This is a genomic window from Streptomyces sp. NPDC103540, assembly GCF_055584445.1.
On sequence record NZ_JBVJMA010000019.1, the window covers coordinates 84,516 to 104,863 of the forward strand.

21 protein-coding genes are annotated in these 20,348 nt (G+C 74.5%); 10 read left to right on the forward strand and 11 right to left on the reverse strand.

What is annotated here, in order from left to right:
- Positions 1-17: 17 nt before the first annotated feature.
- Positions 18-608 carry a helix-turn-helix domain-containing protein gene (locus ACZ6ZI_RS34435; protein WP_469527714.1) on the reverse strand — a complete coding sequence of 197 codons (591 nt, stop codon included), beginning with the start codon at positions 606-608 and terminating at the stop codon, positions 18-20.
- A 126-nt stretch (positions 609-734) separates the two neighbouring features.
- Here ACZ6ZI_RS34435 and ACZ6ZI_RS34440 point away from each other — a divergent pair, with 126 nt between their 5' ends.
- Positions 735-1,601 carry an EamA family transporter gene (locus ACZ6ZI_RS34440; RefSeq protein WP_469527717.1) on the forward strand — a complete coding sequence of 289 codons (867 nt, stop codon included), beginning with the start codon at positions 735-737 and terminating at the stop codon, positions 1,599-1,601.
- Here ACZ6ZI_RS34440 and ACZ6ZI_RS34445 read toward each other — a convergent pair whose 3' ends face one another.
- Positions 1,602-2,354: an acyltransferase gene (locus ACZ6ZI_RS34445; RefSeq protein WP_469527720.1), complete on the reverse strand. Its 753-nt coding sequence runs from the start codon at positions 2,352-2,354 to the stop codon at positions 1,602-1,604.
- A 178-nt stretch (positions 2,355-2,532) separates the two neighbouring features.
- On the opposite strand from ACZ6ZI_RS34445, the gene ACZ6ZI_RS34450 reads away from it, so the two are divergent.
- Positions 2,533-3,084 carry a gamma carbonic anhydrase family protein gene (locus ACZ6ZI_RS34450; RefSeq protein WP_469527724.1) on the forward strand — a complete coding sequence of 184 codons (552 nt, stop codon included), beginning with the start codon at positions 2,533-2,535 and terminating at the stop codon, positions 3,082-3,084.
- A gap of 71 nt (positions 3,085-3,155) precedes the next feature.
- On the opposite strand, the gene ACZ6ZI_RS34455 is transcribed toward ACZ6ZI_RS34450, so the two are convergent.
- From ACZ6ZI_RS34455 to ACZ6ZI_RS34465, 3 genes are all read right to left on the reverse strand, one after another.
- Positions 3,156-3,815 carry a DedA family protein gene (locus ACZ6ZI_RS34455; protein WP_469527819.1) on the reverse strand — a complete coding sequence of 220 codons (660 nt, stop codon included), beginning with the start codon at positions 3,813-3,815 and terminating at the stop codon, positions 3,156-3,158.
- Positions 3,816-3,884: 69 nt separating this feature from the next.
- A complete protein-coding gene (locus ACZ6ZI_RS34460; RefSeq protein ID WP_469527727.1) occupies positions 3,885-6,392 on the reverse strand; it encodes a beta-glucosidase in 2,508 nt (835 codons plus the stop codon).
- Between the two features lie 282 nt (positions 6,393-6,674).
- A complete protein-coding gene (locus tag ACZ6ZI_RS34465) occupies positions 6,675-7,127 on the reverse strand; it encodes a DUF4442 domain-containing protein (protein WP_469527729.1) in 453 nt (150 codons plus the stop codon).
- 97 nt (positions 7,128-7,224) lie between these two features.
- Here ACZ6ZI_RS34465 and ACZ6ZI_RS34470 point away from each other — a divergent pair, with 97 nt between their 5' ends.
- Positions 7,225-8,247: a DUF8017 domain-containing protein gene (locus tag ACZ6ZI_RS34470; protein ID WP_469527731.1), complete on the forward strand. Its 1,023-nt coding sequence runs from the start codon at positions 7,225-7,227 to the stop codon at positions 8,245-8,247.
- Positions 8,248-8,352: 105 nt separating this feature from the next.
- Positions 8,353-9,669, forward strand: a complete 1,317-nt coding sequence (locus ACZ6ZI_RS34475) for an MFS transporter (protein ID WP_469527734.1) — start codon at positions 8,353-8,355, stop codon at positions 9,667-9,669.
- Between the two features lie 54 nt (positions 9,670-9,723).
- Here ACZ6ZI_RS34475 and ACZ6ZI_RS34480 read toward each other — a convergent pair whose 3' ends face one another.
- The 3 genes from ACZ6ZI_RS34480 to tuf all read right to left on the reverse strand — a co-directional run bounded on the left by ACZ6ZI_RS34480 (position 9,724) and on the right by tuf (position 12,752).
- Entirely contained in the window at positions 9,724-10,515 is a 792-nt protein-coding gene (locus ACZ6ZI_RS34480) for a spermidine synthase (RefSeq protein WP_469527822.1), read from the reverse strand.
- Positions 10,516-10,602: 87 nt separating this feature from the next.
- Positions 10,603-11,454 (reverse strand): patatin-like phospholipase family protein, encoded by an 852-nt coding sequence (locus ACZ6ZI_RS34485; RefSeq protein ID WP_469527736.1) that lies wholly within the window; start codon positions 11,452-11,454, stop codon positions 10,603-10,605.
- 119 nt (positions 11,455-11,573) lie between these two features.
- On the reverse strand, positions 11,574-12,752 hold the full coding sequence (gene tuf, locus ACZ6ZI_RS34490) for an elongation factor Tu (RefSeq protein WP_469527738.1): 1,179 nt from the start codon (positions 12,750-12,752) through the stop codon (positions 11,574-11,576).
- Between the two features lie 353 nt (positions 12,753-13,105).
- Between tuf and ACZ6ZI_RS34495 the strand changes: the two genes are divergently transcribed.
- The 5 genes from ACZ6ZI_RS34495 (at position 13,106) to lnt (ending at position 17,185) form a co-directional block, all read left to right on the forward strand.
- Complete coding sequence (locus ACZ6ZI_RS34495; RefSeq protein WP_469527740.1) at positions 13,106-13,822, forward strand: TVP38/TMEM64 family protein; 717 nt, start codon at positions 13,106-13,108, stop codon at positions 13,820-13,822.
- Between the two features lie 48 nt (positions 13,823-13,870).
- Positions 13,871-14,749 (forward strand): undecaprenyl-diphosphate phosphatase, encoded by an 879-nt coding sequence (locus ACZ6ZI_RS34500; protein ID WP_363055205.1) that lies wholly within the window; start codon positions 13,871-13,873, stop codon positions 14,747-14,749.
- A gap of 114 nt (positions 14,750-14,863) precedes the next feature.
- The gene (locus tag ACZ6ZI_RS34505; RefSeq protein WP_469527743.1) at positions 14,864-15,040 is read left to right on the forward strand and encodes a hypothetical protein; all 177 of its coding nucleotides are present in this window, start codon (positions 14,864-14,866) and stop codon (positions 15,038-15,040) included.
- A 70-nt stretch (positions 15,041-15,110) separates the two neighbouring features.
- The gene (locus ACZ6ZI_RS34510; protein WP_469527746.1) at positions 15,111-15,587 is read left to right on the forward strand and encodes a nuclear transport factor 2 family protein; all 477 of its coding nucleotides are present in this window, start codon (positions 15,111-15,113) and stop codon (positions 15,585-15,587) included.
- Positions 15,588-15,634: 47 nt separating this feature from the next.
- Positions 15,635-17,185: an apolipoprotein N-acyltransferase gene (lnt, locus tag ACZ6ZI_RS34515; RefSeq protein WP_469527748.1), complete on the forward strand. Its 1,551-nt coding sequence runs from the start codon at positions 15,635-15,637 to the stop codon at positions 17,183-17,185.
- Here the strand turns inward: lnt and ACZ6ZI_RS34520 are convergent.
- Positions 17,118-18,035, reverse strand: a complete 918-nt coding sequence (locus tag ACZ6ZI_RS34520) for a Gfo/Idh/MocA family protein (RefSeq protein ID WP_469527823.1) — start codon at positions 18,033-18,035, stop codon at positions 17,118-17,120. The genes lnt and ACZ6ZI_RS34520 overlap by 68 nt on opposite strands.
- Positions 18,036-18,383: 348 nt before the next feature.
- Between ACZ6ZI_RS34520 and ACZ6ZI_RS34525 the strand changes: the two genes are divergently transcribed.
- Positions 18,384-18,917 carry a hypothetical protein gene (locus ACZ6ZI_RS34525; protein ID WP_469527750.1) on the forward strand — a complete coding sequence of 178 codons (534 nt, stop codon included), beginning with the start codon at positions 18,384-18,386 and terminating at the stop codon, positions 18,915-18,917.
- Between the two features lie 50 nt (positions 18,918-18,967).
- Here the strand turns inward: ACZ6ZI_RS34525 and ACZ6ZI_RS34530 are convergent, their stop codons facing one another.
- Positions 18,968-19,510 carry a hypothetical protein gene (locus ACZ6ZI_RS34530; protein ID WP_469527752.1) on the reverse strand — a complete coding sequence of 181 codons (543 nt, stop codon included), beginning with the start codon at positions 19,508-19,510 and terminating at the stop codon, positions 18,968-18,970.
- 94 nt (positions 19,511-19,604) lie between these two features.
- Complete coding sequence (gene ung, locus ACZ6ZI_RS34535; protein WP_469527825.1) at positions 19,605-20,273, reverse strand: uracil-DNA glycosylase; 669 nt, start codon at positions 20,271-20,273, stop codon at positions 19,605-19,607.
- Positions 20,274-20,348: the final 75 nt, after the last annotated feature.

Sequence of the window (20,348 nt, forward strand, 5' to 3'; positions counted from 1 at the left end):
GCGGCGACGTCGTGGCGTCAGTGGGGCGCGGCCACCCCGGTGACCGGCGGGATGGACACCGCCATGGTCATCTCCATCGGTTCGGTCCCCTCGTTGCGGTAGGCGTGGGGCACGTTCGCCTCGAACGAGACCGCGCCGCCGGCGGGGACGACGTGGCTCTCGTCGGCGATCACCAACGTCAGCTCCCCTGCCGTGACGTGCAGCATCTCGAAGGTCCCCGCCGGGTGCGGGTCCGAGGCCGTGCCGTCCCCGGCCTCCAGGCGGTAGATCCACATCTCCACCGGCCCGCGCCGGTCGTCGCCCAGGAGCATGTCCGCCCGGCTCCCCGCGCCACTGGACCACATCCGCACCCCCTCGCCCGGCCGCACCACGTGCACCTCGGGTGCGCGGTCGTGGTCGAGGAGGGTGGTGATGCTGACGCCGAGCGCGTCCGCCAGCTTGACCGTGGTGCCCACGCTGGGGTTCGTACGGGCCTGCTCGATCTGGATGATCATGCCGCGACTGACCCCCGCGCGGGCCGCCAGCGCGTCCAGGGTGAATCCGCGTTCCCCCCGCCACCGCTTGAGGTTGCGGGCGAGCGCCTGGGTGAGCTGTTCGAGATCCGACACCGTTCCGTCCAAAATTCCGAAGTCGTCCAATATTTTGAATGACAGAGTTCAATAGACTGAACTAACCTGCGCTGTACTACACGCTGCACCGCACCGTTCATCACACTGTACTGCGAGGCTCCTGTCATGACCGCCCTCTTCGCCCTGGCCACAGCCGTCCTGTGGGGCCTCGCCGACTTCGGCGGCGGCCTCCTGACCCGCCGCATACCGGCGCTCACGGTGGTCGTGGTCTCGCAGCTCGTGGCCGTCGTCGTCCTCGGCGCGCTCGTGCTCGGCACGGGCGCCTGGCACGAGACCGGTCCGCACCTGTGGTTCGCCGTCGCCGCGGGCCTGGTCGGACCGGCCGCCATGCTCGCCTTCTACAAGGCCCTGGCCCTGGGCCCGATGGGCGTGGTCTCCCCGCTCGGGTCCGTCGGAGTGGTGGTACCGGTCGGGGTCGGGCTGGCCCTGGGCGAGCGGCCCGGGCTCGGACAGTTCGCGGGCATCGCGGTGGCCCTCGCCGGCATCGTCCTCGCGGGCGGACCCGAGCTGCGCGGAGCGCCCGTACAGCGGCAGGCGGTCGTCCTCACCCTCGTCGCCGCCTTCGGGTTCGGCGCGGTCATGGCCCTGATCTCGGAGGCCTCCGAGACCCTGACCGGGCTCTTCCTGGCCCTGTTCGTCCAGCGGGTCACCAACGTCGCGGTGGGCGGCGCGGCCCTGTGGGCACAGGTCCGGCGCGGGGTCCCGGCCCTGCCCGAGGGCGTCGGCCCCCGGGTGCTGTGGAGCATGCTGCCCGCGCTGGCCTTCGTCGGCCTCGCGGACGTGGCGGCGAACGGCAGCTACTCCCTGGCCGCGCAGAACGGACCCGTGACGGTGGCCGCCGTCCTCTCCTCGCTCTACCCGGTGATCACCGCGCTGGCCGCGTTCGCCGTGCTCAAGGAACGGTTGCGCACGGTCCAGGCGGCCGGCGCGGGGCTCGCGCTGGCCGGTACGGTCCTGCTCGCCGCGGGCTGATCAGACCCCGCTCTGCTCGGCCTCCGCCAACAGCGCCAGTCCCCGCAGCTGCTCCGACGTGAGCCCGTCGGGGATCGGCACCGGCGCCGGGGTCCGCAGCGGGGGAACCCAGCCGGTCTCCGGCTCCCAGCGGCGCACGACCCGGGCGGGCGCCCCCGCCACCACCGCGTGGTCGGGCACCTCGCCCCGTACGACGGACCCCGCGGCCACCACCACGTTGCGACCCAGCCGGGCCCCCGGGAGAATCACCGCGCCGGTGCCCAGCCAGCAGCCGGGGCCGATCTCCACCGGCGCGCTGCGGGGCCACTGCCGGCCCACGGGCTCGTTCGGGTCGTCGTAGCTGTGGTTCGTGGAGGTGATGTAGACCCCCGGACCGCAGAAGGTGTCGTCGCCGATGGTGATCCGGGTGTCGGCGATGACGTGGCTGCCCCGGCCCAGGACGACGCCGTTGCCCAGCACCAGCACGGGATCCGGGCCGAGATCGAGGTCGGGCATCATCCCGGCGGTCAGGGTGACCTGCTCGGCGATGATGCAGTGCTCGCCGAGCCGGATCCACCGCTCCCCGAAGACGGTGCCCTGGGGGAAGGCCAACCGCGTCCCGGCGCCGATCGCGCCGAAGCGCAGGCGCCCGGGGGTCCGCGCGGTGACCGCCCCGGCGCGCTGCATCCAGCGCCAGCCGGCGTGCGCCACGCGGCTCGCGGCCCGACCCGGCAGGTCCGCCAGGGATGAGAACGTGTTCTGCTTCTTCGGCACCCGGCCACGGTAGTGGGCCGCACGCCGGGCGTCCGGACCCCGTTCCTGTGATCTTCACCCCATCACGACCGTCCGCCGGGGCGTGCCCTACGGTGCCGGTAGCGCGGCAGACCGGAAAACCGCGGCCCCGCCGGTCAGGGGGGGCCGCTCCAGCGAGCACGGAAGAAGAGGCACGAGCATGACCCCACAGGCGAACCACGGCCAGGCCCTCGTCGCGGCCGTCGGCGACCGGCACCCGTCGGTGGACCCGACGGCCTTCACCGCTCCCACCTCGGTCGTGGTCGGCGACGTCACGCTCGGCGCCGGGGCGAGCGTCTGGTACTCGGCCGTGCTGCGCGCGGACTGCGGCCCGATCGTCCTCGGCGCCGACAGCAACGTGCAGGACAACTGCACGCTCCACGTCGACCCCGGTTTCCCCGTGTCCATCGGCGAGCGGGTGTCCATCGGTCACAACGCCGTCGTGCACGGGTGCACCGTCGAGGACGACTGCCTGATCGGAATGGGCGCGACGGTGCTGAACGGCGCGGTGATCGGGGCCGGTTCGCTGGTCGCCGCCCAGGCCCTGGTGCCGCAGGGCATGGTGGTCCCGCCCGGCTCCCTGGTCGCCGGGGTGCCGGCGAAGGTCCGGCGCCCGCTCACCGACGAGGAGCGCGAGGGGATCAAACTGAACGCCGCGATGTACAACGAGCTGGCGAAGCAGCACCGGGCGTCGGTGTCCCCGCAGGGCTGAGACGGGACGGGCCGGCGTCGGCCGGGGCACGTGCCCCGGCCGCTCCGTGCCCCGTCCGCTCCGCGAACGCGTCAGTCCGCGACGGCCACCGGCTCGGCGACCGGCGCGGCGGCCTCGCGGGCGGCCGCCGCCGCCTTCTTCATCCGGCTGCGCAGGACGAGCGTGACCGTGAGGCCGATCAGCAGGGCCACCACGAGGGCCAGCCACGAGAACCGCTTCAGCCACGGCTCCGCGACGACGCCGACCGAGTAGATGACCGCGGTGGTGCCGCCGGCCCACAGGATCCCGCCGAACACGTTCGCGACCAGGAACCGCCAGTACGGCATGTGCAGCACGCCCGCCAGCGGCCCGGCGAAGATCCGCAGCAGGGCCACGAACCGGCCGAAGAAGACGGCCCACATGCCCCACTTGTCGAAGGATCGCTCCGCGAGCGCCACCTGGTCGGGCCCGAAGTGCTTCGGGAAGCGCCGCCCGAGCTTCTCCAGCAGCGGCTTGCCGCCGCGCCTGCCGATCGCGTAGCCGATGGAGTCGCCGATGATCGCGCCCGCGATCGCGCACAGGCCGAGGACCACCGGGTCGATGTCCCCGTGCTGCGAGGCCAGCAGCGCCGAGCTGACCAGGATGATCTCGCCCGGCAGCGGGATGCCGAGGCTCTCCAGTCCGATGACCACCCCCACCAGGAGGTAGACACTGATCGCCGGAATCGTCTCCAGCCATTCCTGGATGTGCACCGGTACGTCCTCCCGAGTCGTCATCCGGCGCGCCCCCGTGACACGCCGAACGGGCAGCCTATCCGCTCCTCACCCGCTCCTCACCACAGTCTTTGCCCGCAGGGGCAGTTCGCGCGAGGAACGACCGACGAACACTTCGCGACGGCCTGAACCCGGCACCCAGGCCTGTCGCTCCGCGTCCCAACACGACAGCGCCCGCGCGTCCACGTCCACGGTGACCCGCTGCTCGCTCCCCGGCTCCAGGGTGAGCCGCCGGTAGCCCACCAGGACGCGCACCGGCTGCTCCAGGGCCAGGTCCGGGGAGGGGCCCAGGTAGACCTGCGCCACCTCGACGCCTTTGCGGCGGCCGGTGTTGCGAACGGTGAACTCCACCCGCAGCCCGCCGCGTCGGGCCCCTACGTCGAGCTTCCCGTAGGCCCAGGTCGTGTACGAGAGCCCGTGTCCGAAGGGGAACAGCGGCGCCACCCCCCGCGCGTCGTACCAACGGTGGCCCACGTGCACGCCCTCGGCGTACTCCCGGCGCACACCGGTCGCGGGCCGACGCCGCGGGTCGGCGCCCGTCGGGCGGGCCCGTTCGTCGGCCGGGTAGGTCTGGGTGAGCCGGCCGCCCGGGTCCGCGTCCCCGAAGAGGAGGTCCGCGGTCGCGCCCGCGCCCTCCTGGCCCGGGTGGTACATCTGCAACACGGCCCCGGTGCCCGCGAGCCAGGGCATGGTCGTACTGGACGGGGTGTTGAGCACGACCGTGGTGCGGGGGTTGACGGCGGTGACGGCCTCGATGAGCGCCGCCTGCCCGCCGGGCAGTCCCAGGGTGGTGCGTTCGCCGCCGTCGCCGGGGTCCTCGTGGGCGAACAGGACCACGGAGCGCGCCGCCTCGGCGACGGCGACGGCGTCGGCGCGGTCGGCGGCGCGGCCGGCGCCGGTGATGTGCCGCAGTCGCAGCCGCTGCCCGGCACTCCCGCCGTGCGCGGAGACGGTGATCCGGTGGGCGCCGGCCGTCAGGGCGAGGGTGCGGCGGGAGACGTGCATCCCGTCGGGGGCGCGGTCGAGGAGACCGCCGCCGGGGCCCGTGCCCGCGGCCGGGGCGGCGGGGAACAGCTCCTGCCCGTCGAGGCGTACGGACGGCCGCGCTCCGGTGTGGTGGACGAGCAGGGTCCACTCGTCGGCGGCGGCGAGGGTGAAGGTGCCCGCGTAGTTCCAGTCGCGGCCCGCGTCCACCTTCCGGTCCGCCGTCTCGACGGGCGGGGTGAGCAGGCCCGGCGGGAGGGGCCTGCCGTGGACGTCCTCGCCGACGGCGTGGCGGACCTCCCCGGCGGCTCCGACCCGCCGCCGGATCTCGGACAGGGGCGAGGCCGCGCCCGCTCCGGCCGCGCCCTCGTGGAGGGCGGCGGGCCCGATCACCGCGACGGAGCGGGCCTCGGCTCCGGTCAGCGGCAGGGTGGCGCGGACGTTGCGCAGCAGGACGGCTCCGGCGACGGCGACCTGGCGGGCGAGGCGGGCTCCGGCGCCGGGTTCGGGCGCGGGGCGGGCCGGCGGCTTGGGGGAGAGCAGCCCGAAGCGGTCGAGGGTGGTCAGGATCCGGCGTACGGCGAGGTCCAGGGTGGCGGGGGACACGGAGCCGCCGCGGACGGCCGCGCGCAGAGGGGCGCCGTAGTGGGTGCCGCCGGGCATCTCCACGTCGAGGCCGGCGGCGATCGCGGCGACGGTGCTGTGGGTGGCGTCCCGGTCGGACATCACCCAGCCGTCGAAGCCCCACCGGCCGCGCAGCACTTCGTCGAGGAGGGCGCGGTCCTCGCAGGCGTAGGTGCCGTCGAGCCTGTTGCCGGAGCCGACGACGACGCCCGCGCCCGCGGTCACGGCGGCCTCGAAGCCGCGCAGTTCGGTCTCGTGGAGGGCCCGGTCGGAGACGCTCACGTCGAGGGCGGCCCGGCCCGGCGCCCGGCCGCCGAGGGCGAAGTGCCCGACGGCGGAGATCAGGCCCTCGTCCTGGATGCCGCGCACCACGGCGGCGACGAGGTCCGCGGTGAGTCGGGGGTCCTCGCCGAAGGTCTCCGACGCGCGGCCGGCGTACGGGCTCCGGGCGAGGTCGGCCACCGGTGCGAGCAGGACGTCCTGGCCGAGGGCGCGGCCCTCGCGGCCGAGGACCCGGCCGTACTCGCGTGCCAGCGCGGGGTCGAAGGCGCAGGCCAGGAGCAGGGGTGCGGGCAGCACGGTGGCGGGCCGGTCCACACGTACGCCGGCGGGGCCGTCGGCGACGCGCAGGGCCGGGATGCCGAGACGGGGAACGCCGGGGAGGTATCCGCCCCGGCCGCGCGGCGCGGGATCGGGGGCGCCGTGCAGGAGGGCGGTCTTCTCGTCGAGGGTGAGGCGGGCCAGGAGGGTGTCGATGCGGCCGGTGGCGGCGGGGCGCGGGGCGGCGGCCGGGGAGGGCGCGCCCGTACGTCGGACGGTGGGCGGTACGGGCGGCGCGCAGCCCGTCGTCGCCAGGAGCGGGGCGGCGGTCGCGCCGGCGAGGGCTCCGAGGCCGCCGAGCCGGCTCAGCCACCGGATCGTGGAGCGTCGGGACACGGCCTCGCTCATGGGGGCTCCCTGCGGCGGCGTGGGTCGACGGGAGCGGCCCCGCGCCGGACCGCTCCCCCGCCCACTGTGCTCCGCGGGGGCGCCGCGGCCCGGGGGGCGCGCCCTCGGGCGCGCCAGGTTCAGCCCTGCGGCGGCTGCGGCGCGTGCCCGGTGTGGCGCCCGGAGGCCTCCCGGGATGGCCCGCGGGCCCCGGGGCGCCGTCCCCCACGCCGCCGGGTGGAGCGCCGTGTGGGGCGCCACCCGGGGCGCCACCCGGGGCGGGCGCGACGGGGCCCGGAGGGACTACGCGTTGGGGCGCAGGGTCCAGACGACGACCATCTCGCCCGTCACGGCCTCGTCCTCGCGCTGGATGGCGATGGTGACGGGGAACTCGGGGCGACCGCCCGCGTCGAGTTCGGCGACGACGTCGGCGGCGGGGCGGCCGAGGGTGGCGGTGGCGGTGACGACGCCCTTGGCGAGCTTCTTGTAGCCGATCTCGGCATTGACGGCGAGCGGTACGGCGCGCGAGAGCTGGTCGCCGAAGGCGGCCAGGACGATGGCGCCGCTGGCGGACTCGGCGAGGGTGAACATGGCCCCGGCGTGCGGGCCGCCGACGTGGTTGTGGAAGTCGGGCTGGTCCGGCAGCCGGACGACGGCGCGCTCCGGGGTCGTCTCCAGGAACTCGAGGTTCAGGGTGCGGGCCATCGGGACGGTCTGGGCGAGCAGTTCGCCCACGTTCATCTGTTCTGCGCTCATGGGACGCGATGTTACCCACGAGTAGATGGCCTTGGCCAGACCTCGGCCGGGGGGTGGTCGTGGCCGCCCCGCCCCGCTCCCACTATCGTTACCGGCCATGTGGCCAGGACAGCAGCAGCCGCCCGGGGGCGAGCAGAACCCCCAGGACGCGCATCAGAACCCGTACCAGCAGCAGCCGGGGACGCCGAACCCCTACCAGCAACAGCCGCAAGCGGGATTCGGACAGCAGCAGCCCGGCTACGGGTACCCGCAGGCCGGCTATCAGACACCGCCGCCGGTGCAGCCGTGGGGGCAGGCCCAGCCGCCCGCACAGGCCCGGGCCGGCCGGAGCCCGTACGCGACGAAGACGGTGGCCATCGTCGCCGCCTCCGCCGTCGTCGTGACGGCGGCCGTCACCGCCGCCTTCGTCCTCACCCGGGACGACGACGCGGGCAACCAGGCCGCCGACAAGCCTCCGGCCTCCGCCCCCGTCGCTCCCGCCGCCTCCCCCGCCGCCCCGAGCGGCAACCCGCGCTCGGGCGAGGCCCCCAAGCCCGTGATCCCGGGCTGGAAGGTGGTCATCAACACCAAGTACGGCGCGGCCTACGACGTACCGCCCGAGTGGAACGTCAACGACTCCGGCGTCTCCCTCTTCTTCGAGGACGAGGTCAAGGGCGACGGCTCCCCCGTCATCACCATGTCCGGCACGGCCACCCTCAAGAGCGAGTGGTGCTCGGTCGACAAGGACAAGGACGGCGACCTGGAGAAGTTCTCCCTCGCCGACACCGGCGTCAAGGGCGGCCAGGGAGCCAAGGACACCGCCCAGCTCGCGACCGACAACACCGGCAGCTGGGTCTGGGCCGGCTTCGCGCAGAAGGAACCGAAGGGCACGGTCAAGGTGACCGACCCCAAGGAGTACACGACCTCCTCCGGTCTCAAGGGCCACACGGTGATCGCGACCGCCGCGAACGTGAAGAAGGAGACCAAGTGCAACACCGACGGGAAGGCGATCGGCTTCGGCTTCAAGAACGCCGTCGGTGACTTCGCCAGCTTCACCCTGATCACCGCGGCCGGCGTCAAGGAAGAGGTCCAGGCCGACGTCTACGACAAGGTCCTCAGCTCGATCCGGCTGACCTCCTAGTCCTCCCGCCGGTCCTCCGGACTCCGTCCCGCCGCGGGCGCCCTTCGCCGCACCCGGGCCGACAATCGGTTTTGATTCTCGGCCCGGGGCGGGGATAGTCCGTGGGTGAGCACTCCCCCCGTCGTCCCGTCCCCCGGCGCGCGCCGCCACCGGCCCGCGTGGGCCGGCCGCAACTACACGCTGCTGACGGGCGCCGCCGTGGTCACGCAACTCGGCAGCCACGGAGCGCTCATCGCCTCCGCCTTCGCCGTGCTCGACGCCGGCGGCAGCAGCGGGGACGTCGGCCTCGTCGCGGCGGCCCGTACGCTGCCCCTCGTCCTCTTCCTCCTCGTCGGCGGCGCGCTCGCCGACCGGCTCCCCCGCCACCACGTGATGGTCGCGGCCAACGCCCTCAACTGCGTCTCCCAGGCCGTCTTGGCCGTCCTCGTCCTGACCGGCGACCCACAGCTGTGGCAGATGATGCTGCTCACCGCGCTGTGCGGCACCGGCACCGCCTTCTTCAGCCCGGCCGCCGAGGGGATGCTCCTCGCCACCGTCTCGGGCGAGCACTCCAACCGGGCCTTCGCGCTCTTCCGCATGGCCATGAGCAGCGCCGGCGTCGGCGGCGCCGCGCTCGGCGGCGCGATGATCGCCGCGATGGGGCCCGGCTGGGTGCTGGCCGTGGACGCCCTCGCCTTCGCGGTCGCCGGCGGTCTGCGCGCCTTCCTGAAGGTCGAGGAGGTCCCCGACCGCGCTCCCGGCGGCGGGCTGCTCGCCGACCTGCGCGAGGGCTGGGTGGAGTTCCGGACCCGTCCCTGGCTGTGGAGCATCGTGCTCCAGTTCTCCGTCGTCGTCGCCGTGGTCGGCGCCGCGGAGGCGGTCTACGGGCCACTCGTGGCCCGCGAACACCTGGGCGGGCCCGCCCCCTGGGGCGTGGCCCTGGCCTGCTTCGGGGTGGGCACCATCGCCGGCGCGGTGCTGATGATGACGTGGAAGCCGCGCCGCCTGCTGCTGGTCGGCACCCTGTGCGTCTTCCCGCTCGCGCTGCCGTCGGCGGCGCTGGCGGTACCGCTGCCGGCGTGGGGGCTGTGCGTGGTCATGTTCGTCAGCGGCACCGCGATCGAGGTGTTCGGCGTCAACTGGATGAGCACCATGCACCAGGAGATCCCGGAGGACAAGTTCTCCCGCGTCTCCGCCTACGACTGGTTCGGCTCGGTGTCGATGCTGCCGGTGGCCACCGCCCTGGCCGGTCCGGCCGAGGCCGCCTTCGGCCGGTCCACCGCCCTGTGGGGCTGCGCCGTCGTCGTGCTCCTCGGCACCGCCGCGGTGCTGTTCGTCCCGGACGTACGCCGCATGACGCGCAGGCCCCACCTCCCGGTGGCCGGCTCCCCCAAGGCCGCCGCCACCCCCGACCGTTCCGCCCCCGACCACGCCGCGCTCTGACCCACCGCGCGCCGACGGGCGAGGCCGCCGACAGCGCGGCCTCCGCCCCGGGCGTCAGCCCAGGCTGAACGCCCCCTCGGGCGGCGGCGGCGAGGCCACCGCGTCCGCGTCCGCCACCGGCGCGGCACCCCGCGTGAACCGGGCCAGCGCCTGCCCCGCCTCCACCCGCGCCGGGAACGCGTCGGCGGCGCACCGCCGGGCCGGGCCGGCCAACGGCAGCGGGGCGCGGGAGGCCAGCAGCACCGCGTTGCCGAAGCGCCGGCCGCGCAGCACCCCGGGCTCGGCGATGAGCGCCAGCTCCGGGAAGACGGCCGCGAAGTTGGCCAGCTGGGCCCTGAGGAAGGCGAAGGGCGCCCCGTCGGCCAGGTTCGCCGCGTACAGCCCGCCGGGCCGCAGCACCCGCGCGACCTGCCGTGCGTACTCGACGGAGGTCAGCGGGGCCGGCACCCGCGATCCCCCGAACACGTCGGCCACCAGCACGTCGGCGCTCGCCGGCGGCGCCGCCTCCAGCCACTCCCGGGCGTCGGCGGCGCACACCGTCACGTCCGCCCCGGCCGGCAGCGGCAGGTGCTCCGCCACCAGCTCCACGAGCGGCCCGTCGAACTCCACCACCGTCTGACGCGACCCCGGCCGGGTCACGGCGGCGTAGCGCGGCAGGGTCAGCGCGCCCCCGCCCAGGTGCAGCAGGTCCAGGGCGGCGCCCGGCTCGGCCGCGGCGTCGAGGACGTACGCGAGGCGGCGTACGTACTCGAACTCCAGGTGCTCCGGCTCGTCGAGGTCCACGTACGACTGCGGGGCCCCGTCCACGGTCAGCAGCCAGGCCCGCTCCCGGTCCACGTCCGGCATCAGCTTGGCGGTGCCCTGGTCCACGGCCCGGATCACCGGGATCTGTTCGTCGCTCACCCCACCATTGTGGGGCGCCGTCCGGGCCGCTCAGGCCGCCCAGACCCGCCGCGCCTCGGCCACGTGCAGTTCGGACTGGGCCAGTCCCGCGCGGGCCGCCGGGTCGCGGCGGGCGGGGTCGAGCACGTTGCGGCCGAACGCCTTGCGGGCCTGCGGGCCGGGCGTGATCAGCAGGACCCGCGCGCCCTCCGCCCGCAGCCGCTCCGCCTGCGCGGACGCCGACGGGATCATCGAGGCCCCGAGCGCCATCGGGGCGAGGATCACCACGCGCCGGTAGCCGGAGGCCACGTCGGCGTTGGCCGGCGAGCGGACGCCGCCGTCGATGAAACGACGGCCGTCCACCGTGACCGGGGGCCACACCCCGGGCACGGCGCAGCTCGCCGCGACCGCGTCGACGAGGCCGGCCCCGCTGTGCCGGTCGAAGGCCACGAGCTCGCCGCTGTGCGCGTCCACGGCCGTGACGACGAACCGCCGGTCGGGCCACCGGTGCGAGACGAGCCGACGGCCCAGCACCTCCCGACGTTCGGCCTCGTCGGCCTCGGTGTCGCAGGCCAGGGCCATCGCGCCGATCCGCCGGCGGTAGCCCGCGGCGTCCCGGGAACGGGCCATGGCCATGGCGTAGCGGGTGAGCAGCCCCGGGCCGAAGCGGGCGACGGTCTCGCCCGCCGGGTCGCCGAGCTGGCGTTCGTAGAGTGCGCGCGGGCCGAGCAGCCCGGAGGTGAGCTGGGCGCCGACCACGGAGCCGGCGGAGGTGCCGACGACGAGGTCCGCGCCGGACAGGTCCACGCCCGCGCGGGCGAGCCCGTAGAGGATCCCGCTCTCCCACCCGATGCCGGTCAGTCCCCCGCCGCCCAGCACCAGTGCCGTCTCGCCGCCGCTCATCGCCGCCCCCCTCGTTCCGCCCGTGGGCACACCCCTGTGGTGACGGCAGTCTGACGCAGCGGGCCTGCCGCCACCACATGCGGGGTCTGTACGGGGGCCCCGCGGGAGCTGTACGGGATCTATCCGACCCGGGTCACGGTCCCCGCCCCCACGGTCCGGCCGCCCTCGCGGATCGCGAAGCCGAGCCCGGCCTCCAGGGGGACGTCGCGCCCGAGCTCGACGGTCATCTCGACCGTCTCCCCGGGCCGGGCCACCCCGACCTCGCCGAGGTCGACGTCGCCGACGACGTCGGCGGTGCGGATGTAGAACTGCGGGCGGTAGCCGGAGGCCAGGGCCGTGCTCCGCCCGCCCTCCTTCGCCGAGAGGACGTAGACCCGCGCGGTGAAGCGGCGGCTCGGCGCGACGCTGCCGGGCGCGGCCACCACGTGCCCGCGGCGCACCCCGTCGCGGGGGACCCCGCGCAGCAGCAGCGCGACGTTGTCACCGGCCTCGGCGGACTCCATCGGCTTGCCGAAGGTCTCCAGGCCGGTGACGACGGTCTCGGCGCCCTCGCCGTCGCCGCCGAGCAGGCTCACCCGGTCGCCCGGGCGCACGGTGCCGCGCTCGACGGCCCCGGTGACGACGGTGCCGCGCCCGGTGATGGTCAGCACGTTCTCCACCGGCAGCAGGAACGGGGCGTCCGTGTACCGCACCGGCATCGGCACGTACGTGTCCACCGCGTCCAGCAGCGCCTCGATCGCCCCGGTCCACCTCGGGTCGCCCTCCAGCGCGCCGAGTCCGGAGACCCGTACGACGGGGGCGGTGTCGCCGCCGTAGCCGTGGGCGGTGAGCAGGTCGCGGACCTCCAGCTCGACGAGGTCGGTCAGCTCCGGGTCGCCCGCGTCGGCCTTGTTGAGGGCGACGACGATGTGGTCGACGCCGACCTGGCGGGCGAGCAGGACGTGCTCGGCGGTCTGCGGCATGACCCCGTCGAGCGCGGAGACGACGAGGATGGCCCCGTCGAGTTGGGCGGCGCCCGTGACCATGTTCTTGACGTAGTCGGCGTGACCGGGCATGTCGACGTGGGCGTAGTGGCGGGTGTCGGTCTCGTACTCGACGTGCGTGAGGTTGATGGTGATGCCGCGCCGGGCCTCCTCGGGGGCGCGGTCGATGCGGTCGAACGGCACGAAGGAGGCGCCGCCGCGCTCGGCGAGGACCTTGGTGATGGCGGCGGTGAGGGTGGTCTTGCCGTGGTCCACGTGACCCATGGTGCCGATGTTGAGGTGCGGCTTGGTGCGCGCGAAGGCCGTCTTGGTCATGATCTCTTTCCCGTGGCTCGAAGCCGGAACGGGACCCCGGAAGCGATCCGACCCTCCCCCTGTGGGGTCCGCCGGACGATCCGGGAAGGGTCAGCTTCGTGCGCCGCCGAGTGCGGCGGGGACCGCCGCCGCGAACGCCGGGACGGCAGCCTTCGGCGCGTCCGCGACTGCGGACGGCGCTGCGGGGAAGGCCTGCCGGTTCATGAGCCCGATCCTGTCCTACGGGTCGCGGGCCGTCGAGCGAATTTCCGCCCGCGCCGCGGTCCGCGGGAACCGTCGCCCGCCGCCGGGCGTTCCCCCGCATGAGGCGCAGATTACGGCGGTGCTCCATATGTGTCGGTTAGTCTCCCGGGATGCCCTTCCTCCTCGCGCCGTGGACCCGCCTGTCGCTCCTCGTCGTGCTGCTGGTCGCGGCCGGGGTGTGCGTCCTGGTCTACGAACCCCAGCGGCTGCTGTCCGAGGGCCTGCCCTCGAACCTGCCGGTCGGTGCGGCGATCCCGCTGTTCGCGGGCGCGTACGGGCTGTGCACGGCGGCGTTCGTGCCGCGCCCGCTGCTGAACCTCGCGGCGGGGGCGCTCTTCGGCTCGCAGCTCGGCATGCCCGCGGCGGTCGGCGGCACCGTCGTCGGCGCGGCGATCGCCTTCGGCCTGGGACGGAGCATGGGCCAGGAGGCGCTGCGCCCGTACCTGCGCGGGCGCTGGTTGACGGCGGCGGACACCCAGCTGAGCCGGCACGGCTTCCGCTCGATGCTGGCGGTGCGGATCTTCCCCGGGGTGCCCTTCGCGGCGGCCAACTACATCGCGTCGGTCTCCCGCTGCGGCTGGCTGCCCTTCCTGTCGGCCACGGCCCTGGGCACGATCCCCAACACCGCCGCCTACGTGATCGCGGGATCGAGCGCCTCCTCCCCCGGTTCGCCCGCGTTCCTGGCCTCGTTCGGCTTCATCGCGGTGTCCGGGCTGGTCGCGGCGGTGGTCGCCTGGCGCAAGCGGCACCGGCTGGCCCCGACCACCCCCTTCCCGTCACCCGGCGTTCACCCTCCTGTGGTCACGGCGACTCCCCACGGGCCCTAGCATCGGGGGCGAACTGCCCGACGATCACAAGGACGAGCGCACCCCGACATGAGCTGGTTCGAATCCCTAATCCTCGGTCTCGTCCAGGGGCTTACGGAGTTCCTCCCGATCTCCTCCAGTGCCCACCTGCGTCTGACCGCGGCGTTCGCCGGCTGGCACGACCCCGGTGCGGCGTTCACGGCCATCACCCAGATCGGTACCGAGGCGGCCGTCCTCATCTACTTCCGCAAGGACATCGCGCGGATCGTCTCGGCGTGGTTCCGGTCGTTGTTCAACCGGTCGCTGCGTTCCGACCACGACGCCCAGATGGGATGGCTGGTGATCGTCGGCTCGATCCCGATCGGCGTCCTGGGCTACACGCTCAAGGACCAGATCGTGGGTCCGGCCCGTGACCTGCGCCTGACGGCGACGATGCTGATCGTGATGGGTCTGGTGCTCGGCTTCGCCGACTGGCTGGCCTCGCGGGACGCGGAGGGCGGCCGGCACCGGGTGGTGCAGCAGCGCAAGACGCTCAAGGAACTGGGCGTCAAGGACGGTCTGATCTTCGGCCTGTGCCAGGCGATGGCCCTGATCCCGGGCGTCTCCCGGTCCGGCGCGACGATCTCGGGCGGTCTGCTGCTGGGCTTCACCCGCGAGGCGGCGGCCCGCTACTCCTTCCTCCTCGCCATCCCTGCGGTGCTCGCCTCGGGCGCCTTCGAGATCAAGGACGTGATCGAGACCCCCGGCCACATCACCTGGGGGCCGACGATCTTCGCGACCGTCATCGCCTTCCTCGTCGGGTACGCCGTCATCGCCTGGTTCATGAAGTTCATCTCCAACAAGAGCTTCATGCCCTTCGTGATCTACCGCATCCTGCTGGGCATCGCGCTGTTCGTGCTGATCGGCATGGGCGTGCTGAGCCCCCACGCGGGCGAGTCCGGCTCGTAGCGGGTCGCGCGCTCACCGGTTCGCGTGAACGGGAGGCCGTTCGGGAACGTTCCCGGGCGGCCTCTTCGTCGTTGTGTCCGAAGGACGGCACGACAGCAGCAGGGGGTGGCCCGCATGAGCCGCGTGGTATTGGAGCGTTTTCCGGCCGGAGGTCCGAGGGGGAGCCGGCCGGCCGAGGAGTACGCCGCCCAGCGCCTGAGCGAGGGGGTTCCGGCGGAGGTGGTGATGGACCTGGCCAGTGACGCGTTCCTGGTCGTGGTGCGGCAGCGGGAGGCGCGTTCCGGACACTGATCCGCCCGCGGGCGCGCCCGGTCCGCGCACGCCCCTTCACCTGGCGGGCCCCGCACCCCAGACTGACCCGATGACGCAGCGTGTGGATCTCGCGACGGTAATGGACCGACTGGCCATCGACGAGCTGATCTCGGGCTACGCGGCGGCCGTCGACGACGGGGACTGGGAGGCCTACCGGGCCCTGTTCACACCTTCCGGGCGGGCCGACTACGGCTCGGCGGGCGGGGCGGCGGGGCCCGCCGCCGAGGTGGCCGGCTGGCTCGCCACGACCATGGAACTGTTCCCGGTGCGCCAGCACCTGATCGTCAACCGCCGGATACGGCTGGAGGACCGGGGAGGCTACCCGGGCGACGCCGCCGAGGTGCTGGCCGACTTCCTCAACCCGATGCGTCTGCGCGGACCGGACGAGAGCGGGGACGCCGCGACCGCGGTCTCCCCCAACTTCGTCGCGGCGGGCCGCTACACCTTCGCGCTCGCCCGCACCGCCGACGGTTGGCGCATCGACGGGGTCACCGTCCACGAGAAGTGGCGCCGGCTGTCGCTCTGAGCCGCGCCCCGCCGGGGCCGGTCCCACACTGGAAGCGGAGGCGCGTCATGGGCAGGCGACGGACAGGTTGGCGACGTGCGGCGGCCGCGACGGCCGCCGGGGCGCTGCCCTGCCTCGCCTTCCCCGCACCGGGTCTGTGGTGGTTCGCCTACGTCGCCCTCGTGCCCTGGATGCTGTTGCTGCGCTCCGCCCCCACCGGGCGGCGGGCGGCGCTGGAGGGCTGGCTCGGCGGTGCGGGCCTCATCGTGGCGGTGCACCACTGGCTGCTGCCGAGCCTGCACGTGTTCCTGGTCCCGGTCGCGGCCCTGCTGGGGTTGCTGTGGATCCCGTGGGCGCTGCTGGTGCGGGAACTGCTGGGCGGGGTGCCCACGGCGGCTCGCGCGGGGGCCGCGCTGGTCCTGGTCCCGGCGGGGTGGCTGCTCTCGGAGCTGGCCCGGTCCTGGCAGGGGCTGGGCGGGCCGTGGGGGCTGTTGGGGGCCTCCCAGTGGGACGTGGCCCCGGCGCTGCGCCTGGCTTCGGTGGGCGGGGTGTGGGCGGTCAGCCTGCTGGTGGTGGCGGTGAACTGCGCGGTGGTGCTGCTGGTCGCGGCGCCGGGGGCGCGGGTGCCCGCGGCGGCGGGGCTGACGGGATGCGCGGTGCTGACGGGGGCGGTGTGGCTGTGGGCGCCCCGGCCCGTGCCTGCGGGGGCGCTGCGGGTGGCCGTCGTACAGCCGGGGCCGGTCCCGGACGGCCCCGAGAGCGCGGAGCGCCGCTTCGAGGTCGGCGAGCGGTTGACCCGGACGCTGGTGGGCACCCGTCCGGACCTGGTGGTGTGGGGGGAGAGCAGCGTCGGCGCGGATCTGGCCGCGCGGCCGGACCTGTCGCGCCGGCTGGCGGACCTGGCCCGGGAGGTCGGGGCCCCGCTCCTGGTGAACGTGGACGCGCGCCGTTCGGACCGGTCCGGCATCTACAAGAGCTCGGTGCTGGTCGGCCCCGAGGGGCCGACCGGTGACCGGTACGACAAGATGCGGCTGGTCCCGTTCGGGGAGTACGTGCCGGCCCGCGCGCTGATGGGCTGGGCCACCTCGGTGGGCCGGGCGGCGGGCGAGGACCGGATGCGCGGCGCGGCGCCGGTGGTGATGGACCTGCCCGGCGGGCCGCGGCTGGGGCCCCTGGTGTGCTTCGAGTCGGCCTTCCCCGACATGAGCCGGCACCTGACGCGGGCGGGGGCGGGCCTGCTCGTGGCCCAGTCGGCGACCTCGACCTTCCAGGACAGCTGGGCGCCCGCCCAGCACGCCTCCCTGGCCGCGCTGCGGGCCGCCGAGAACGGCCGTCCCGTGGTGCACGCCACCCTGACGGGGGTCAGCGCGGTGTTCGGCCCCTCGGGCGAGCCGGTCGGTCCGGCGCTGTCGACGTCGCGGAGCACGGCCTTCGTGTACGAGGTCCCTCGGGCCGAGGGAACGACCCTGTTCGTCCGCTTCGGGAACTGGCCGGCGGGGGCGTCCCTGACCGCTCTGGTCCTGTACGGCGCGGTCAGGGGGGTCCGCCGGGTCAGGCCGGTGGGGCCTGCTCCTGCTCCAGGGCCGTCAGCACCACCCGCTCGCACAGCTCGTGGGTGAGGAGCGCGTCCCGGGCGCTGAGCGTCGTACCGGCCTCCACGGCCTCCAGGAAGGTGTCGACGACCTGCTCGATGCCGCGCTGGCGGGCCACGGACACCCAGTCCCCGCGCCGCCGCACGGTCGGCTGGCCCTTGTGGTCGATGACCTCGGCGAGGTTGACGACCTGGCGCTTGGCGTCCTGGCCGGACACTTCGAGGACCTCCTCGGTGGAGCCGGAGCGCCGGTTCATGACGCCGAGCGCGGTGAACCCCGCGCCGGACATCTGGAGCACCACCTGGTGCATCAGCCCCTCGCGCACCACGGCCCGGACGTCGATGTGGTCGGCGTCCCCGGGCAGCAGGAAGCGCAGGGTGTCGACGACGTGGATGAAGTCGTCGAGGACCAGGGTGCGGGGGTCCTCGGGGAGCCCGACGCGGTTCTTGTGCAGGACGATCAGCTCGCGCGGGTGCTCGACGCACTGGGCGTAGCCGGGTGCGTGGCGGCGGTTGAACCCGACGAAGAGGGAGACGCCGCGTTCCTCCGCCAGCTCCACCAGGCGGCGGGAGTCGGCGAGTTCGTAGGCCAGCGGCTTGTCGACGTAGGTGGGCACGCCGGACTCCAGCAGCCGCTCCACGATCTCGGGGTGGGCGGTGGTCGGGGCGTGCACGAAGGCTGCGTCGAGGCCCTGTTCGAGGAGCCCGTCGAGGGAGGTGTGGCGGCGCTCGGCCGGGATGTGGTGGAGGGCGCCGATCCTCTCCAGGGTGGCGGGAGTGCGGGTCTGCAGGTGCAGTTCGACTCCGGGGCGGGTGGTGAGGACGGGCAGGTACGCCTTCTGCGCGATGTCGCCGAGTCCGATGACGCCGACCTTCACCGGGTACCTCCTGGTCTGTGCCGTGTGGGTCACCCGCAGCTTAATCCCTGGTGGGAGGGGGCGCGTTCGACCGGGGTGGGGCGATGGCCCCCGAAGGACCGGGCCCCTTTCGAACCCTCCGCGACCGCCGGCGTGCGGGACCGCCGGCGGGCGGCTCGACGTGATCGGGGAGTGCGCGCGCCACCACGGCCACGCCACCCTGCCGCGCCGGCGCGTCGACGGCGTCACGGGCGACCGGCGCCGGCGCGAGGGGGGTGTCCGCCGGACACCCCCCTCGCGTCACCCGTGCGGGGTGAATATGGGCTCCGGGTTTTCCCAACGGGGACCTCGCACAGCAGAGTTGCGCGGGTGCATCCAACCCGAACCTCCACGAAACTGCTCCTCGGAGTGGCCTGCGCCGTCTCGGCGGTCTCCGGCTGCGTGAACGTGACGCCGGCGGCGACGCGCCCGCCGACGTCCCCCGCGGCCGGGGTGCCCCCGCACCACGAGCCGCGCGGAGGGCCGGGAACCCTCCCGGTGGTCGTCCAGGCCCCCGCGCTGGAGGCGCTGCGCGCGGTGCCCCCGGAGCCCGGGCGGGCGACGGCGCGGGCGACGGCCCCGCTGCGGGCCACCACGCACGCCACCGGCCAGGCGCAGGAGGGGCCCCGGGAGGCCGTTCCCCCGGTGCCGGACATCCCGGAGCCGCTCCGGGTCGAGGAACGCCCGGCGGAGCACCCCGAGGGCCACGGGCGGGCCGGGCGGCCGGAGGCGCGGGTCCCCCGCGAGCTGGTGCGGGAGCTGCCGGTGCGACCGGCCGACGTCTGCGCCCTGGGTCGGCGGCACGGGCGCTGGCACCCGGACAGCCCGGAGGCCCGCATCTGCGCGGGCGTCCGCGACGGCTGAACCCCCGGAGCCGCACGACCCCCGCGCCGTCGGCCTACGGCGCCTTCGGCCTACGGCGACTGTTCCGGGAAGGGGCCGGGCCCGTACTGCGCGCCCGGCTCCTGCGCGAGGCGCCGTTCCAGTCGCGCGATGGCGGCGCGTACGCCGTTCCCGTAGCCGTCGTCGGCCAGCGCCGCGGTGGCCGCCCGGGCCCGCGCCAGGTGTACCCGGGCCGCCTCGGGACGGCGCAGCTTGACGTAGTCGGTGGCGAGGTTGAGGTGCAGCGAGGGGTAGAACACGCGCACCGCCCGGTACGGCTGTCCCGGCTCGGGCCCGGCGGACTCCGGCGGCCGGGTGCTCCGTTCCTCCAGCCCGTCGGCGGCGATCAGGGCCCTCAGGTCCCAGGCGAGTTCGTCGGCGGGGTCGTCCTGGGCGTCGGCGAGGTAGTGGGCCAGGGTGCAGCGGTGCAGGCCGTCCCCGTCCTCGCCGAGCTCGGCCCAGAGCTCGGCGAGCCGGTTGCGGGCCTCCTCGCGGTCACCGGCGTGCAGCAGGATGACCGCCTGGCCGATCCTGGTCATGACGGCGTCCTCGGACGCCTCCTGCTGCTCCGTCAACGCGGCCTCCGACTCGCTCCGCCGGATCTTCGCGTTCCGGTCAGCTAGAAGCTAACCGGAGGCGGCGGCTTCGGCGCCGAGGCGCGGTGTGGCGTCAGCCCAGGTCCGGGATCCGCCAGTCAATCGGCTCATGGCCCTGGGCGGCGACGGCCTCGTTGATCTGGGTGAAGGGGCGCGAGCCGAAGAACTTCTTCGCCGACAGCGGGGAGGGGTGGGCGCCCTTGACGATCACGTGCCGATCGGCGTCGATCAGCGGGATCTTCTTCTGGGCGTAGGCGCCCCAGAGCACGAAGACGACCGGATCGGGGCGCTCGGACACCGCGCGGATGACGGCGTCGGTGAACTTCTCCCAGCCCTTGCCCTTGTGCGAGTTGGCCTCGGCCTCGCGGACGGTGAGGACCGCGTTGAGCAGGAGGACGCCCTGGCGGGCCCACGGCATGAGGTAGCCGTTGTCGGGGACGGGGAGGTCGAGCTCCTCCTTCATCTCCTTGTAGATGTTGCGCAGCGAGGGCGGGGTCTTCACGCCGGGCTGCACGGAGAAGCACAGGCCGTGGCCCTGGCCGGCGCCGTGGTAGGGGTCCTGGCCGAGGACGAGCACCTTCACCTTGTCGAACGGGGTGGCCTCCAGGGCCGCGAACACCTGCTCGCGGGGCGGGTAGACCGGCCCGTTCGCCCGCTCCTTCTCGACGAACTCGAGGAGTTCCCTGAAGTAGGGCTGCTCCAGCTCCCCGCCGACAGCGGGGAGCCAGGACTCGGGCAGCATCTGGGTCACGGCGACAACCTCCGGTACAAGTTCGTGCAACTGCTCAGAACCTACCGGGGGCCACTGACATCGCCT

Excerpts from the sequence above, each read along its gene's own strand:
- ACZ6ZI_RS34465 (WP_469527729.1), bottom strand. The coding sequence starts at position 7,127 with ATGAGCGCAGAACAGATGAACGTGGGCGAACTGCTCGCCCAGACCGTC.
- ACZ6ZI_RS34495 (WP_469527740.1), top strand. The coding sequence starts at position 13,106 with ATGCCCTTCCTCCTCGCGCCGTGGACCCGCCTGTCGCTCCTCGTCGTG.
- lnt (WP_469527748.1), top strand. The coding sequence starts at position 15,635 with ATGGGCAGGCGACGGACAGGTTGGCGACGTGCGGCGGCCGCGACGGCC.
- ACZ6ZI_RS34480 (WP_469527822.1), bottom strand. The coding sequence starts at position 10,515 with ATGCCGGACGTGGACCGGGAGCGGGCCTGGCTGCTGACCGTGGACGGG.
- ACZ6ZI_RS34510 (WP_469527746.1), top strand. The coding sequence starts at position 15,111 with ATGACGCAGCGTGTGGATCTCGCGACGGTAATGGACCGACTGGCCATC.
- ACZ6ZI_RS34450 (WP_469527724.1), top strand. The coding sequence starts at position 2,533 with ATGACCCCACAGGCGAACCACGGCCAGGCCCTCGTCGCGGCCGTCGGC.
- ACZ6ZI_RS34440 (WP_469527717.1), top strand. The coding sequence starts at position 735 with ATGACCGCCCTCTTCGCCCTGGCCACAGCCGTCCTGTGGGGCCTCGCC.
- ACZ6ZI_RS34500 (WP_363055205.1), top strand. The coding sequence starts at position 13,871 with ATGAGCTGGTTCGAATCCCTAATCCTCGGTCTCGTCCAGGGGCTTACG.
- ung (WP_469527825.1), bottom strand. The coding sequence starts at position 20,273 with ATGCTGCCCGAGTCCTGGCTCCCCGCTGTCGGCGGGGAGCTGGAGCAG.
- ACZ6ZI_RS34460 (WP_469527727.1), bottom strand. The coding sequence starts at position 6,392 with ATGAGCGAGGCCGTGTCCCGACGCTCCACGATCCGGTGGCTGAGCCGG.
- ACZ6ZI_RS34505 (WP_469527743.1), top strand. The coding sequence starts at position 14,864 with ATGAGCCGCGTGGTATTGGAGCGTTTTCCGGCCGGAGGTCCGAGGGGG.
- tuf (WP_469527738.1), bottom strand. The coding sequence starts at position 12,752 with ATGACCAAGACGGCCTTCGCGCGCACCAAGCCGCACCTCAACATCGGC.
- ACZ6ZI_RS34470 (WP_469527731.1), top strand. The coding sequence starts at position 7,225 with ATGTGGCCAGGACAGCAGCAGCCGCCCGGGGGCGAGCAGAACCCCCAG.
- ACZ6ZI_RS34485 (WP_469527736.1), bottom strand. The coding sequence starts at position 11,454 with ATGAGCGGCGGCGAGACGGCACTGGTGCTGGGCGGCGGGGGACTGACC.